This is a genomic window from Neorhizobium sp. LjRoot104, assembly GCF_964253725.1.
GTDB lineage: Bacteria > Pseudomonadota > Alphaproteobacteria > Rhizobiales > Rhizobiaceae > Neorhizobium.
The window spans coordinates 3,175,922-3,191,135 of record NZ_CAXURS020000001.1; the positions used below are offsets into that span (position 1 = coordinate 3,175,922).

The following is a 15,214-nucleotide window of genomic DNA, read 5'->3' on the forward strand; positions in this document are numbered from 1 at the left end:
TGGAAGACTCCTCCCAGCCCAAAGACTTGGGCTGGCTGGATCCCTGTGACAAGCACAGGGATGAGGAGCCTGGAGGGCACGCCTTAGTCCCCAAAATCCTCCGACGCGGTACTAGACCGGCCGCCGGCGATGATCTCGCGCTTGCCGACATGGTTGGCCGGCCCGACCAGACCTTCCTGCTCCATGCGTTCGACCAGCGAGGCGGCGCGGTTGTAACCGACCGAAAGGCGGCGCTGGATGTAGGAAGTCGAGCACTTGCGGTCCTTCATGACCACCTTGACGGCCTTGTCGTAAAGCTCGTCGCTGTCGTCTCCGCCCATCGCGCTCTTGTCGAACACGGCTTCCTGGCTCGATACGTCCTCGTCTTCCTCGTCGTCTTCGTCCTCGGTGACCGTGCCGAGATAGTCCGGCCGGCCTTGGGTCTTGAGGTGGCGGACCACCAGCTCGACTTCGGCATCCGAGACGAACGGGCCATGCACGCGGGAAATCCGCCCGCCGCCGGCCATGTGCAGCATGTCGCCCTGGCCGAGAAGGTGCTCGGCACCCTGTTCGCCGAGGATCGTGCGGCTGTCGATCTTCGAGGTGACCTGGAAGGAGATGCGGGTCGGGAAATTGGCCTTGATCGTGCCGGTGATGACATCGACCGAAGGACGCTGCGTCGCCATGATCAGGTGGATGCCGGCGGCGCGCGCCATCTGCGCCAGCCGCTGGATCGCGCCTTCGATATCCTTGCCGGCGACCATCATCAGGTCGGCCATCTCGTCGACGATGACGACGATATAAGGCATCGGCGAGAGGTCCATCTCCTGCTCTTCGTAGAGGATCTCGCCGTTCTGCCGGTCGAAGCCCGCCTGGACGCTGACGGTGATCACCTCGCCTTTTTCGCGGGCACTCGCGGCGCGCTGGTTGTAGCCGTCGATATTGCGCACGGCCAGCCGCGACATTTTCTTGTAGCGATCCTCCATCTCGCGAACCGCCCATTTCAGCGCCAGGACGGCCTTCTTGGGATCGGTCACGACAGGGGTCAGAAGGTGCGGAATGCCGTCATAGACGGAGAGCTCCAGCATCTTCGGATCGATCATGATCAGCCGGCATTCCTCAGGCCGCAGCCGGTAGAGAAGCGACAGGATCATCGTGTTGATGGCGACCGACTTGCCCGAACCGGTGGTGCCGGCGACCAGCAGGTGCGGCATCTTCGCAAGTTCCGCGATGACCGGTTCGCCGCCGATCGTCTTGCCGAGGCAGAGCGCGAGGCGATGCTTGGTTTCCCAATAGTCCTCGCATTCGATCAGCTCGCGGAAATACACGGTTTCGCGGGTCGCGTTCGGCAGCTCGATGCCGATCACGTTGCGGCCGGGCACCACGGCGACGCGGGCCGACAGCGCCGACATCGAGCGGGCGATATCGTCCGCAAGGCCGATGACGCGCGAGGATTTGACGCCCGGCGCCGGCTCGAATTCGTAGAGCGTCACGACCGGACCCGGCCGGACGTCGATGATCTCGCCGCGAATGCCGAAATCCTCGAGAATGCTTTCGAGCAGGCCGGCGCTCTGCTGCAGCGCATCGGGCTGCATCGCCTGGCCGCGCTCGCCCTGCGGTTCCTGCAGGAGCGAGATCGGCGGGAATTCGTATTCCGCCTCTGCCGGCCGCACGGAGCGCGGGCGCGCGATTTCGGGCTGGACGGGGGCAGGTTGTACGGGAGCAGGTTCGGCGGCCACGACCGGCGCGGGTACCGGTGCCTGCTGCACGACAGGCGCGGGCACAGGCTCGACGACGACCTGTGCCTTGGCTTTGACCACGCGGTGCGGAGCGACCCGGAGCGGGGCCACAGGCTCGGGCGCCTTGACCGGCTCCGGTCTCGGAGACGGCGCGACCACGACGGCTCTGGCTGCAGTCCGGCGCGGCACTTCGCGATAGAGGTCGGTGACGGGCGCGCCCGGCTGCGCAACGATGGCCGGCAGGATTTCCGGTTCGCTCGGCAGGAGTTGGGCCTCGATGACCACTGGCCCTTCGAGCTCGAACGGCATGGCGTCCCAGAAGGCGAAGTCGGAGATCGCGATATCCTGGCGGGGGGGGACCGGGGGCGCGGCTTCCTGAACCGGCTCGGGATGGGTGACGATGACCGGATGGGTTTCCGGCACATGGTAGCGCATCGTCGCTGCAAGCTGCTGCAGGCCTGCGATCTGTTCGAGCGGAGCGGCGGATGGCTGGTAGGTCACCGGCGAATCATGCGCAACGGCCGTCAAAAACACCTCGGAGGGAATGACCTCGATCTCCTCGGGCAATGGCGCCGGCACCGGCTCCTCGTGAGCCTGTCCGGCATTTGGCTTGCGGACCAGCACGCTTTCGGGCGTGCGGGTGAACCGCACGTTCGGCGCCAGCCGGAAAGCCGCCTGCCAAGGCGCCTGCTCCAGGACCGGCTGGTTGAAATCGGCAAGGCTCTGCGAGGGACGAGCCTGCTGCGCCGGGTCGACAGCGTCGTCTTCGGCGTTGGAAAGGTCAGAACTCTGAGGGTGATTATTGCGTGAGAACTGCATGACAACCAGACGAGATACGGGAAGGGCACATTCTCACAGGAAGTAGAAAATAAAGGTTAACCGGTTCTTTCCGAGCGGCGAATGATGTCATGAATTGATCGCAGCAGCGGTCACCCTTGCCAAGATTGCTGCGCTGCGTCATCACTATAAGAATGCCGCCACCCGATCTTACCATTCTGGTTATCGATGAAAATGCCATCCGCGCTTCCATCATCGAGGAAGGGCTGCGGGAGGCTGGGCATAGCAATGTCACCGTCATCCACGAGGTCCAGGGCGTCGCGCGCATCATCGAAACGCTGAAGCCGGACGTTATCGTCATCGATATCGAGAACCCCAACCGCGACATGATGGAGCATCTGTTCCAGCTGACCCGCACCGTCAGCCGGCCGATCGCCATGTTCGTCGATCGCTCCGATACGGCACTGATCGAGGCGGCGATGGATGCGGGTGTGTCGGCCTATGTCGTCGACGGGCTCAAGAAGGAGCGCGTCAAGGCGATCCTCGACATGGCGGTCAGCCGCTTCAACGCCTTCAGCCGGCTTCAGCGGGAACTCGCCGAGGCTAAATCGGCGCTCGAAGAGCGCAAGGTGATCGAGCGGGCCAAAGGCATTTTGATGAAGATGCGCGGGCTGTCGGAAGAAGATGCGTTTGCGCTGCTGCGCCAGACGGCAATGAACGAAAAGAAGAAGATCTCGGATATCGCCCAGAGCGTGGTGACGGCCGCGGGCCTGTTGATGTGATGGCTCCGGGTACCGAAATGTCCGGGAGAGAGCCGGAGTGAACATGATGACCAAGACAGACCGATCCGGAACCAATCTCGCCGCCCCCGTGCGCGCCAATGGCGAGGGGCCGAAGGTCCTGCGCGCCGGCTTCATTCCGCTGGTCGATGCTTCCGTGCTGATCGCCGCCGCCGAATTCGGCTTCGCCGCCAAGGAGGGGCTGACCCTCGATCTCGTCAAGGACGTCTCCTGGGCCAACGTCCGCGACCGCCTCGCCTTCCGTCAGTTCGACATCGCCCACATGCTGTCGCCGATGCCGGTCGCCTCCATGCTCGGCCTCGGCTCCAACCCCTCGCCGACGATCACGCCGTTTTCGCTCGGTCGCGGCGGCAATGCGATCACCCTTTCGACGCGGCTTTTCGAGCGCATGCGCGAGGTGGGCGCAATATCGGAAACCGCAAGCGCACTGGAGAACGCAAAGGCGCTCGCCAAGGTGCTCGAAGCCATGAGGGAACGCGGTGAAGCACTGCCGATGTTCGGCGTGACCTATCCCTTCTCCTCCCACAACTACGAATTCCGCTACTGGCTTGCAGCCGGCGGAATAAACCCGGACACGGATGTGAAACTCGTCGTCGTGCCGCCGCCGATGACCTCCGATGCATTGGCAGCCGGCGCCATTGACGGCTTCTGCGTCGGCGCGCCATGGAACATGGTCGCATCCGAACGCGGCGTCGGCCGCATCGTCGCCGCCAAGCAGGATATCTGGCCCTCGGCGCCGGAAAAAGTCATCGCCATGCGGCCAGAATGGGCCGAAAGCCATCCCGAGATAGTCTCCCGCCTCATCGTCGCCCTCGATGCCGCGGCCCGCTGGTGCGACAGGGCGGAGAACTACGACTCGCTCGCCGAAGTACTCGCGTCCCCACGTTTTATCGCCGCACCAGTCGATATCATCCGCCACGTGCTGTCGGGCGCCTTCAACCTGGATGCCAAGGGAAACCGCCGCGTCATTGCCGATTATTTCACCTTCCACCGCGGATTTGCAAACTATCCGCGGCCGAGCCATGCATTGTGGCTCTACAGTCAGATGATCCGCTGGGGCCAGGTGGAGTTCAGCGAGGACGGCTTGCGTATCGCCGCCGCGGCCTATCGCCCCGATCTTTACCGGGCAGCGCTCGGTATCGGACCGACGGAACCGGACGTCGGCATCGAAGGAGACCGGGACGGCGACCGTTTTATGGACGGCCATGTGTTCGACCCTTCCAGGATGGCGAACTATGTCGAAAATTTCGCCGTCAGCAGCGCACTCGCAGCCCATCCCGACCGTCATGAAATTTGAAACCGGAGATGCGCTGCACAGCAATTGCGCGCATTCGATTTAGCAGACGCACAAAAATGTTGCAGCCGCACCGGTTGCCGACAATTTAAGCCAGAACTTTCGCATCAGAAAAATGCGTTCCTTTTCAACGCATTAATCAATATCACCCAACTTGGCACGCTGCTTGCTTATCAGTAATCGCCCCAGTCAACGGCGATCGGGGCAGATGAGCGCGCCATAAGCGCTTCCAAAGACATCGACGTCGCAAGGTTTTTGCTGCCCGGAAACTCCTCCCAGTTTCCGCGGGCGCAATCTCCAAGCGGCGTTTTTTTGTGCCTGAATTCTTGAAGAACCAGCAGAGGGAACCTGCGCATGACCAAGATTCTGACGAGCGGCATCACCCGCCGTAGCCTGATCAAGACCACAGCCACCGCCGCCCTTGTCGGCGCCGTCAAGACCGCATTCCCGTCCGGCGCCTTCGCTGCTGCGGCCGGCCCGGAAGTCAAGGGCGTCAAGCTCGGCTACATCGCGCTCACCGACGCTGCCCCACTGATCATCGCCAAGGAAAAAGGTCTCTTCGAAAAATACGGCCTGCCGGAGGTCGATGTCGCCAAGCAGGCCTCCTGGGGTGCCACGCGCGACAACCTCGTGCTCGGCGGCGCTTCGAACGGCATCGACGGAGCTCATATTCTGACCCCGATGCCCTACCTCATGCACACCGGCAAGGTGACCCAGAACAACAAGCCCGTGCCGATGGCGATCCTTGCCCGCCTCAACCTCGACAGCCAGGGCATCTCGGTCGCCAAGGAATATGCCGACACCGGCGTGCAGCTCGACGCCTCCAAGCTGAAGGCGGCGTTTGAGAAGAAGAAGGCCGAGGGCAAGGAGATCAAGGCCGCCATGACCTTCCCGGGCGGCACCCACGACCTCTGGATCCGCTACTGGCTTGCCGCCGGCGGCATCGATCCCAACAAGGACGTCTCGACCATCGTCGTGCCGCCGCCGCAGATGGTGGCGAACATGAAGGTCGGCAACATGGACGTCTTCTGTGTCGGCGAACCCTGGAACGAACAGCTCGTCAACCAGGGCATCGGCTTCACCGCCACCACCACCGGCGAGCTCTGGAAAGGCCATCCGGAGAAGGCGCTTGGACTGCGTGCCGACTGGGTCGAGAAGAACCCAAATGCCGCCAAGGCCCTGCTGATGGCCGTGATGGAAGCCCAGCAATGGGCCGACAGCATGGCCAACAAGGAAGAGATGGCCGACATCCTCGGAAAGCGCCAGTGGTTCAACGTGCCCCCCAAGGACGTCCTCGGCCGCCTGAAGGGCGACATCAACTACGGCAACGGCCGCGACGTGAAGGGCACCAGCCTGTTCATGAAATTCTGGAGGAACCATGCCTCCTTCCCGTTCAAGAGCCACGACAGCTGGTTCCTCGCCGAGAATATCCGCTGGGGTTACCTCCCCGCAGACACCGACATCAAGGCGCTGGTCAACCAGGTGAACCGCGAGGACATCTGGCGCAACGCGGCCAAGGATCTCGGCGTCGCGGCAGCCGACATTCCGGCTTCCTCTTCGCGCGGCAAGGAAACCTTCTTCGACGGCAAGGTCTTCGATCCGGAAAACCCCTCGGCCTATCTCGACAGCCTCTCCATCAAGGCGGCGTCCTGATTTCCCCACCTCCGGCGCGTGGACGCACGCGCCGGCCTTTTTCCCTTTCTGAGGAGCGCGCGCATGTCCGCCCTGGCAAAAAAAGAAAATGTCTCCGCAATCGCCGCCGCAAAACCGGCAGCCAAAATCGTTCCTTTTTCCGGCAAGCCTGTTTCGAGGATCGATTTCAAGCACCTCGGCATGGCGACACTGCGTAACGTCGTACCACCGGTCATCGTATTGGCGCTGATCCTGCTGGTCTGGCAGGTCCTCTGTTCGGCGCCGGGCGCCTCGCTCCCGTCGCCGCATGTCGTCTGGCAGGAAAGCTACGACCTGATCGTTTCGCCGTTCTTCTACAACGGGTCGCAGGATATCGGCCTGGGACTGCGCGTCCTCGTGTCGCTGCAGCGTGTCGCCTATGGGTTCGGGCTTGCATCTGTCGCCGGGGTGCTGATTGGTGCAGTCATCGGCCAGTCGATCTGGGCGATGCGCGGTCTTGACCCGATCTTCCAGGTGCTGCGCACCGTGCCGCCGCTTGCCTGGCTGCCGCTGTCGCTCGCCGCGTTCCAGGACTCGAACCCCTCGGCTATCTTCGTGATCTTCATCACCTCGATCTGGCCGGTGATCATCAACACCGCCGTCGGCGTGCGCAACATACCGCAGGATTACCGCAACGTCGCGCAGGTGCTGAGGCTGAACCAGTTCGAATTCTTCTTCAAGATCATGCTGCCCTCCGCAGCCCCATACATCTTCACGGGCCTCAGGATCGGCATCGGCCTCTCGTGGCTGGCCATCGTCGCCGCTGAAATGCTGACCGGCGGCGTCGGCATCGGCTTCTTCATCTGGGATGCGTGGAACTCGTCGCGCCTGCCCGACATCATCGTTGCCCTCGCCTATATCGGCATCGTCGGCTTTGCCCTCGACAAGCTGGTCTCCGCGCTCGGCAAGATCATCACCCGCGGCGCTTCGGCAAACTGAGGAGCGGACCCATGAACGCCTATCTCAAGCTCGACCATATCGACAAACATTTCGACCGCGGCGGCAATCGCGCCGAGGTGCTGAAGGACATCAACCTGACGATCGGAAAAGGCGAGTTCGTCTCGATCATCGGCCATTCCGGCTGCGGCAAGTCCACGCTTCTGAACCTCATTGCCGGCCTGACGCCCGTCTCCGCAGGCGCGGTCCTGCTCGAAAACCGCGAGGTCAATGCGCCGGGTCCGGAACGCGCCGTCGTTTTCCAGAACCATTCGCTGCTGCCCTGGCTGACCGTCTACGAAAACGTCAACCTGGCCGTCTCGAAAGTCTTCGGCCGCACCAAGAGCAGGGCCGAACGCCACGAATGGGTCATGGCCAATCTCGATCTGGTGCAGATGGGACATGCCAAGGACAAGCGCCCCTCCGAGATTTCGGGCGGCATGAAGCAGCGCGTCGGCATCGCCCGGGCGCTCGCCATGGAGCCGAAGATCCTGCTGCTCGACGAGCCCTTCGGCGCGCTCGACGCGCTGACCCGCGCCCATCTGCAGGATGCCGTCATGGAGATCCACTCGCGGCTCGGCAACACGATGGTGATGATCACCCACGATGTAGACGAGGCGGTGCTGCTGTCCGACCGCATCGTGATGATGACCAACGGCCCGGCCGCCAGGATCGGCGAAGTCCTCGACGTCACCATTCCCCGGCCGCGCAACCGCATCGAGCTCGCCTCCGACCGAACCTATCTCAAGTGCCGCGAGGCGGTGCTGAAATTCCTCTACGAACGCCACCGCTTCGTCGAAGCCGCGGAGTAACGACCATGCCAGAAACACGGATTGAAAAACTCGTCATCATCGGCAATGGCATGGCCCCGGGGCGCATGCTTGAACATCTCTTCGAACAGGCGCCCGGCCGCTACAGCGTCACGATCTTCAACGCCGAGCCGCGCGTCAACTATGACCGCATCATGCTCTCGCCGGTTCTCTCCGGCGAAAAGAGCTTCGAGCAGATCGTCATCCACGGCGACGGCTGGTACATCGACCACGGCATCACGCTCTACAAGGGCCACAAGATCGTCGCCATCGACCGCGCCGCCAAGACCGTCACTTCGGATCACGGCGTCACCGAGAGCTACGACAAGCTGGTGATCGCCACCGGCTCGGTGCCCTTCATCATCCCGGTACCGGGCAAGGACCTGCCGGGCGTCATCACCTATCGCGACCTCGACGACGTCCAGGCCATGCTGCTCGCCGCCCAGTCGCGCGAAAAGGCGATTGTCATCGGCGGCGGCCTGCTCGGCCTCGAAGCTGCCGCCGGCCTTGCCCAGCGCGGCATGGACGTGACGGTGCTGCATGTGATGCCGACGCTGATGGAGCGCCAGCTCGATCCGGCTGCCGGTTACCTGCTGCAGAAGGCGGTCGAGGAACGCGGCATCAAGGTGATCTGCAAGGCCAACACCAAGCAGATCATCGGCAATGGCAAGGTCGAGGGCGTCGAACTCGACAACGGCACGATCATTCCGGCGACGCTGGTGGTCATGGCCGTCGGCATCCGGCCGAGCGCCGGTCTCGCCAAGGAAGCAGGCCTTGCGGTCAATCGCGGCATCGTCGTCGATGCCGGCATGCAGACCTCGGACGGCGACATCTATTCCATCGGCGAATGCGCCGAAGTGGGCGGCATGGTCTACGGCCTCGTCGCCCCGCTCTACGAGATGGCCCGCATCGCCGCCTCGCATCTGGCGGGCGACACGAAGCCGGCCTTCGTGCATTCCGATACGCCGACCAAGCTCAAGGTCACCGGCATCGACCTCTATTCCCTCGGCGATTTCGCCGATGGCGACGACCGCCAGGAAATCGTGCTGCGCGATGCCACCGCCGGCATCTACAAGCGCCTCGTTCTGAAGGACAACCGCATCATCGGCACCGTCCTTTACGGCGAGACCTCCGACGGCGCCTGGTTCAACGACCTGAAGAAGAAGGCGACCGATATCTCGGAGATGCGCGACACGCTGATCTTCGGCCAGGCCTACCAGGGAGGGTCCCCGCTGGACCCTATGGCGGCCGTTGCAGCCTTGCCGGATGATGCGGAAATCTGCGGCTGCAACGGCGTCTGCAAGGGCAAGATCACCTCGACCATCACCGCCAAGGGCCTGACGTCGCTCGACGACGTGCGCGCCCACACCAAGGCGTCCGCTTCCTGCGGCACCTGCACCGGCCTCGTCGAACAGCTGATGGCTCTGACGCTCGGCGACGCCTACAACCCGAAGGCCGTGCAGCCGATGTGCACCTGCACCGAACTCGGCCATGACGACGTCCGCCGCCTGATCAAGGCGAAGGGCCTGAAGACCATTCCGGCCGTCATGCAGGAACTCGAATGGAAGACATCCTGCGGCTGCGCCAAGTGTCGCCCGGCGCTCAACTACTACCTCGTCTGCGACTGGCCGGATGAATATGCCGACGACTACCAGTCGCGCTTCATCAACGAACGCGTCCACGCCAACATCCAGAAGGACGGCACCTATTCCGTCGTGCCGCGCATGTGGGGCGGCGTCACCAATTCGAGCGAATTGCGCGCCATCGCCGACGTGGTCGACAAGTTCGAAATCCCGATGGTGAAAGTGACCGGCGGCCAGCGCATCGATCTGCTGGGCATCGAAAAGGAAGACCTGCCTGCCGTCTGGGCCGATCTCGGCAAGGCCGGTTTTATCTCCGGCCAGGCCTATGCCAAGGGCCTGCGCACCGTGAAAACCTGCGTCGGTTCCGACTGGTGCCGCTTCGGCACCCAGGATTCGACCGGTCTCGGCATCCGCATCGAGAAATTCATGTGGGGCTCCTGGACACCGGCCAAGCTGAAGCTGGCCGTCTCCGGGTGTCCGCGCAACTGCGCCGAGGCGACCTGCAAGGACATCGGCGTCATCTGCGTGGACTCAGGGTTCGAGATCCATTTTGCCGGCGCCGCCGGCCTCGACATCAAGGGCACGGAAGTGCTCGGGCTGGTGAAGACCGAGGACGAGGCGCTCGAACATATCGTCGCGCTCACGCAGATGTACCGCGAACAGGGCCGCTACCTGGAGCGCATCTACAAATGGGCCAAGCGCATCGGCCTCGACGAGATCCGCCGGCAGATCATGACCGATACGGAGAAGCGCCAGGCCTATTACGAGCGCTTTGTCTTCTCCCAGAAATTCGCCCAGGTCGATCCCTGGTCGGAGCGCGTCTCCGGCAAGGACAAACACGAGTTCAAGCCGATGGCAACAGTCGGTTATTCGCATGCAGCCGAGTGAGGAGATGGACATGAACTGGCACCCGATCGGCGACATTTCCGACATACCGCTGCTTGGCGCGCGTTGCGTGAAGACACCCCTGATGAAGATCGCCGTCTTCCGCACCGGCGAACACGATGTCTATGCGATCGAAAATCGCTGCCCGCATAAGGGCGGGCCTCTCTCGGAGGGCATCGTTCACGGCACGTCGGTCACCTGCCCGCTGCACAACTGGGTAATCTCGCTGGAGACGGGCAAGGCGCTCGGCGCGGACGAAGGCGAGGTGCGCACCATCCCGGTCCGCAACGAGGACGGCAAGCTCTTCATCGCACTTGAGAATCAGATGCTGGCGGCGGCGGAGTAGCTCCTGATGCGTGCGGAGACACCCCCCTCTGTCCTGCCGGACGTTTCCACCCTCCAGGGCGGGGCTATCGCATATGGAGGTGCGAGGCTGCGTGGAGCCCCTCCCCCCTGTGGGGAGGGGTTGGGGAGGGGTCTTGGCTCCACGCGAAAACCCCTCCCGCCTGCCGGCCACCCTCCCCACAAGGGGGAGGGTTCGGAATGCCGCACCACCTCACGTTCCATATGCGATAACTCCCGCCTTGAGGGGGGTGGCCACACCCGCAGCCGTCTAAGGGGGCACCCCCATGCCCACTGAAACCAAAACCACCTGCCCCTATTGCGGCGTCGGCTGCGGCGTCATCGCCACAGTGGCGGACTCTGGCGCCGTAACGGTCAAGGGTGACCCCGAGCATCCGGCCAATTTCGGCCGGCTCTGCTCGAAGGGCTCGGCGCTGGCCGAAACAATTGATCTCGACGGGCGCGTCCTTGACCCTGAAATCGACGGCAGGCAGACGGATTGGGACGAGGCGCTCGATCTCGTCGCGAAAAAATTCTCGGAAACCATTGCCGAACACGGGCCGGATTCGGTCGCCTTCTACGTCTCCGGCCAGTTGCTGACCGAAGACTATTACGTCGCCAACAAGCTGATGAAGGGGTTCATCGGCTCGGGCAATATCGACACCAATTCAAGGCTCTGCATGTCGTCGTCCGTCGCCGGCCACCGCCGCGCTTTCGGATCCGATACCGTTCCCGGAACCTACGAGGATATCGAGCTCGCCGATCTGGTGATCCTCACCGGCTCCAACCTCGCCTGGTGCCATCCGGTGATCTATCAGCGGCTGGCCGCCGCCAAGGCCGCACGGCCGGCCATGAAGGTCGTCGTCATCGATCCGCGCCGGACGATGACCTGCGATATAGCCGACCTGCATCTGGGCATCCGGCCGGACGGCGACGTGGCGCTGTTCATGGGCCTGCTCGCCCATCTGGCGCAAAGCCCGGCCATCGACCAGAACTATATCGGCGCCCATACGCAAGGATTTGGCGAAGCTTTCACTGCCGCTTCCGCCCTCTCGTTCACCGAGCTCATGGAACGCACCGGCCTTCCCGCCATGCAGCTTCGCGAATTCTTCCGCCTGTTCGAAACGACCGAGAAGGTCGTCACCTGTTATAGTCAGGGCGTCAATCAGTCGGCGTCAGGAACGGACAAGGTCAATGCGATCATCAACTGTCACTTCGCCACCGGCCGCATCGGGCGCCCGGGCATGGGACCGTTCTCCCTCACCGGCCAGCCGAACGCCATGGGCGGCCGCGAGGTCGGCGGCCTCGCCAACATGCTCGCCGCCCATATGGCGATCGAAAGCGCAGAAGACCGCGACCGGGTACAGCGTTTCTGGGCTTCGCCGACGATCGTCGAAAAGCCGGGCCTGAAGGCCGTCGACATGTTCCGCGCCGTCGCCGACGGTCGGATCAAGGCGCTGTGGATCATGGCGACCAACCCGGTCGTTTCCATGCCGGATGCCGATGCGGTCGAGGCCGCCATCAAGACCTGTCCCTTCGTGGTTGTCTCCGACATTCTGCGCGACACCGATACCGCCCGCCACGCGCATGTTCTCTTGCCTTCGCTCGGCTGGGGCGAAAAGGACGGCACCGTCACCAATTCGGAGCGCCGCATCTCCCGCCAGCGCTGGTTCCTCTCCGCGCCCGGCCAGGCCAGGGCCGACTGGTGGCAGATGGCGGAAATCGGCAGGCGGATGGGCTTTGCCGGTTTCGAGTACCGATCTGCTGCCGAGATCTTTGCCGAGCATGCGGCACTGTCGGCCTTCGAGAATGACGGCGGCCGGGATTTCGATATCGGCGCATATGCCGGGGTTGACGGTTCAGCCTACAATAGGCTGACACCGTTCCAGTGGCCGCAATCAGCCGGCATCGCACCGTGCGAAACCCGCTTCTTCGCCGATGGCGATTTTTATCATTCCGACCGCAAGGCCCGTTTCATCCCCGTCCAGGCCCCGGCCACCGACCGCACCAACGAAAAATATCCTCTGACCCTGAACACGGGCCGCATCCGCGACCACTGGCACACGATGACGCGCACGGCCAAAAGTGCCAGGCTTTCGGGCCATATCGCCGAGCCCTTCGCGGAAATCCATCCGCGCGATGCGATGGAACTCGGCATTCGCGGCGCCGGCCTGGTCGAACTCGAAAGCCCGCACGGCAGGGCTGTCGTCCGCGCCCTTATTACCGAACGCCAGGCGCGCGGGAACGTCTTCGTGCCGATGCACTGGAACGATCAGTTCGCCGCGAAAGCCCGCGTCGATGCGCTGGTCGCGCCCGTCACCGACCCGTTTTCCGGTCAGCCGGCCTCGAAGAACGTCGCGATTGCCGCCCGGCCATTCGCCGCTTGCTTCTACGGCTTCGCCGTTTCCGCCATCAAACCCTTGAACCCGCAGGCGGATTATTGGGCACTCGCCAAGGCCGACGGCGGCTGGCGGATCGAGCTCGCCTTCGCGGACCCGGTCGAGGACTGGGTGGCGTGGTGCCGTGCCACCTTTGCCATTCCGGCAGGGATCGAGCCGCTCGGTTATGCCGACCATCAATCCGGCGACCTGCGCCTCGCCTTCTTCGAGGGCGGCAGGCTGCTTGCCGCACTTTTCCTTGCGAACGAGCCGGTCGCTGTCGCGCGCAACTGGGCGATCGGCCAGCTTGCCGTGGAACACGCCGACCTGCGCAAGCGCTTCGCGATCGTTGCCGGTCGCCCCGGCGCCGACCAGCCGGACCCCGGCGCCACCGTCTGCTCCTGCTTTTCGGTCGGCGTCAACCGGATCATCGGCGCCGTGCGAGCCGGCTGTCACAGCGTCGAGGCGGTCGGGAGAGAAACCAATGCCGGCACCAATTGCGGCTCCTGCCGCGCCGAAATCAGGGGGATCATCGATGGATGTCTTGCAGCAGCCGCGGAATGAGGTGCCGGCCCGCATGGCGCCGCTTGCGAAACTCCCGGTCTTCTGGGCGCTCGAAGGCCGGCGTGTCGTCGTCGCCGGCGGATCGGATGCCGCTGCCTGGAAGGCAGAGCTTCTCGCCGCCTGCGGAGCGCAGGTGCATGTCTATGCGGAAGAGCTCTCCGAGACTTTCGAACGGCTGATCGGACGCGGCGCGGAACATCCGCAGGGCGAGTTCATCCATCATCCGCAAGCCTGGAACGCTTCGATTTTCGAAAGCGCGGCGATTGCGATTGCTGATTGCGAGGACGAAGAGGAAGCGCGAGCCTTCTTCGATGCCGCCCGCACAGCCGGCGTGCCAGTCAACGTCATCGACAAGCCTTCCTTCTGCCAGTTCCAGTTCGGTTCGATCGTCAACCGCTCGCCGGTCGTGGTGTCGATCTCGACGGATGGCGCCGCCCCGATCCTCGCCCAGGCGATCCGCCGCCGCATCGAAACCCTGCTGCCGGCCTCATTGAAAAGCTGGGCGGAACTCGCCCAGGCGCTGCGGGAAAAGATCAACGATCGCCTCGCCCCCGGCCCTCAGCGGCGCGCCTTCTGGGAACGTTTCGTCGACCGCGCTTTCGGCAGCGACCCAGGATCGGAGAGCGAAGCCGCGATCCTAGCCGATGCGGGCCGCCTGGCGACATCCTCGGTCGAAAAGGGCCGCGTCACCCTCGTCGGCGCCGGCCCGGGCGATGCAGAGCTTTTGACATTGAAGGCGGTGCGCGCCCTGCAGGCGGCTGACGTCATCCTGTTCGACGACCTTGTCTCCGACGAGGTGCTGGAACTCGCGCGCCGCGAGGCAAAGCGCATGCTGGTGGGCAAACGAGGTGGCCGGGTGAGCTGCCGCCAGGAAGACATCAACGACATGATGGTGAGGTTCGCCAAGGCCGGCAAACGCGTCGTCCGCCTGAAATCCGGCGATCCGATGGTCTTCGGCCGCGCCGGCGAGGAAATCGAGTGCCTGGAGCGGGAGGGCATCGCGGTCGATGTCGTGCCAGGCATCACCTCGGCCAGCGCCATGGCTTCGCGGCTCGGCGTGTCGCTCACCCACCGCGACCATGCGCAGGGTGTTCGCTTCGTCACCGGCCATTCGCGCAAGGGCGTGCTGCCGGACAATCTCGACTGGAAAAGCCTCGCCGATCCACGAACCACGACCATCTACTACATGGCGGGGCGTACCGCGGGAGCGATTGTGAGCAAGCTCACGGACGCCGGCATGACGCACGACATGCCGGTGGTGATCGTCAGCGCGGTGACCCGGCCGAACGAGCGGCGTTGGGCCGGACGGCTGAACGACATGGCTGCGGCCATGGCAGAGATCGGCATCGACGAACCCGTGCTGATCGGCATCGGCCACGTGTTTCGCCAGGCGGATATCGCTGACTGCACGCGGTGGAGCGACCAGGCCGCGGCAAGCGCCTGACGAAAAAAGGGGC

General features: G+C 63.8%; 10 protein-coding genes. 9 read left to right on the forward strand and 1 reads right to left on the reverse strand.

The window, feature by feature from the left end:
- Positions 1–83: 83 nt before the first annotated feature.
- The gene (locus ACSQ8R_RS16045; protein ID WP_436254297.1) at positions 84–2,537 is read right to left on the reverse strand and encodes a DNA translocase FtsK; all 2,454 of its coding nucleotides are present in this window, start codon (positions 2,535–2,537) and stop codon (positions 84–86) included.
- Between the two features lie 152 nt (positions 2,538–2,689).
- Here ACSQ8R_RS16045 and ACSQ8R_RS16050 point away from each other — a divergent pair, with 152 nt between their 5' ends.
- The 9 genes from ACSQ8R_RS16050 (at position 2,690) to cysG (ending at position 15,201) form a co-directional block, all read left to right on the forward strand.
- Positions 2,690–3,277: an ANTAR domain-containing response regulator gene (locus ACSQ8R_RS16050; protein ID WP_436254298.1), complete on the forward strand. Its 588-nt coding sequence runs from the start codon at positions 2,690–2,692 to the stop codon at positions 3,275–3,277.
- Between the two features lie 37 nt (positions 3,278–3,314).
- Complete coding sequence (locus tag ACSQ8R_RS16055) at positions 3,315–4,592, forward strand: CmpA/NrtA family ABC transporter substrate-binding protein (RefSeq protein WP_436254299.1); 1,278 nt, start codon at positions 3,315–3,317, stop codon at positions 4,590–4,592.
- Between the two features lie 351 nt (positions 4,593–4,943).
- Positions 4,944–6,242, forward strand: a complete 1,299-nt coding sequence (locus ACSQ8R_RS16060; protein ID WP_436254300.1) for a CmpA/NrtA family ABC transporter substrate-binding protein — start codon at positions 4,944–4,946, stop codon at positions 6,240–6,242.
- A gap of 63 nt (positions 6,243–6,305) precedes the next feature.
- Positions 6,306–7,199 (forward strand): nitrate ABC transporter permease, encoded by an 894-nt coding sequence (gene ntrB, locus ACSQ8R_RS16065; RefSeq protein ID WP_436254301.1) that lies wholly within the window; start codon positions 6,306–6,308, stop codon positions 7,197–7,199.
- Between the two features lie 11 nt (positions 7,200–7,210).
- Positions 7,211–8,008 carry an ABC transporter ATP-binding protein gene (locus ACSQ8R_RS16070; RefSeq protein ID WP_436254302.1) on the forward strand — a complete coding sequence of 266 codons (798 nt, stop codon included), beginning with the start codon at positions 7,211–7,213 and terminating at the stop codon, positions 8,006–8,008.
- A gap of 5 nt (positions 8,009–8,013) precedes the next feature.
- On the forward strand, positions 8,014–10,476 hold the full coding sequence (gene nirB, locus ACSQ8R_RS16075; RefSeq protein WP_436254303.1) for a nitrite reductase large subunit NirB: 2,463 nt from the start codon (positions 8,014–8,016) through the stop codon (positions 10,474–10,476).
- 4 nt (positions 10,477–10,480) lie between these two features.
- Positions 10,481–10,819: a nitrite reductase small subunit NirD gene (nirD, locus tag ACSQ8R_RS16080; RefSeq protein ID WP_436255496.1), complete on the forward strand. Its 339-nt coding sequence runs from the start codon at positions 10,481–10,483 to the stop codon at positions 10,817–10,819.
- A gap of 283 nt (positions 10,820–11,102) precedes the next feature.
- Positions 11,103–13,757, forward strand: coding sequence for a nitrate reductase (locus ACSQ8R_RS16085; protein WP_436254304.1), 2,655 nt, complete (start codon positions 11,103–11,105; stop codon positions 13,755–13,757).
- Positions 13,729–15,201 carry a siroheme synthase CysG gene (cysG, locus tag ACSQ8R_RS16090; protein ID WP_436254305.1) on the forward strand — a complete coding sequence of 491 codons (1,473 nt, stop codon included), beginning with the start codon at positions 13,729–13,731 and terminating at the stop codon, positions 15,199–15,201. Before ACSQ8R_RS16085 ends, cysG begins: the two co-directional genes overlap by 29 nt.
- The last annotated feature ends 13 nt before the right edge of the window (positions 15,202–15,214 follow it).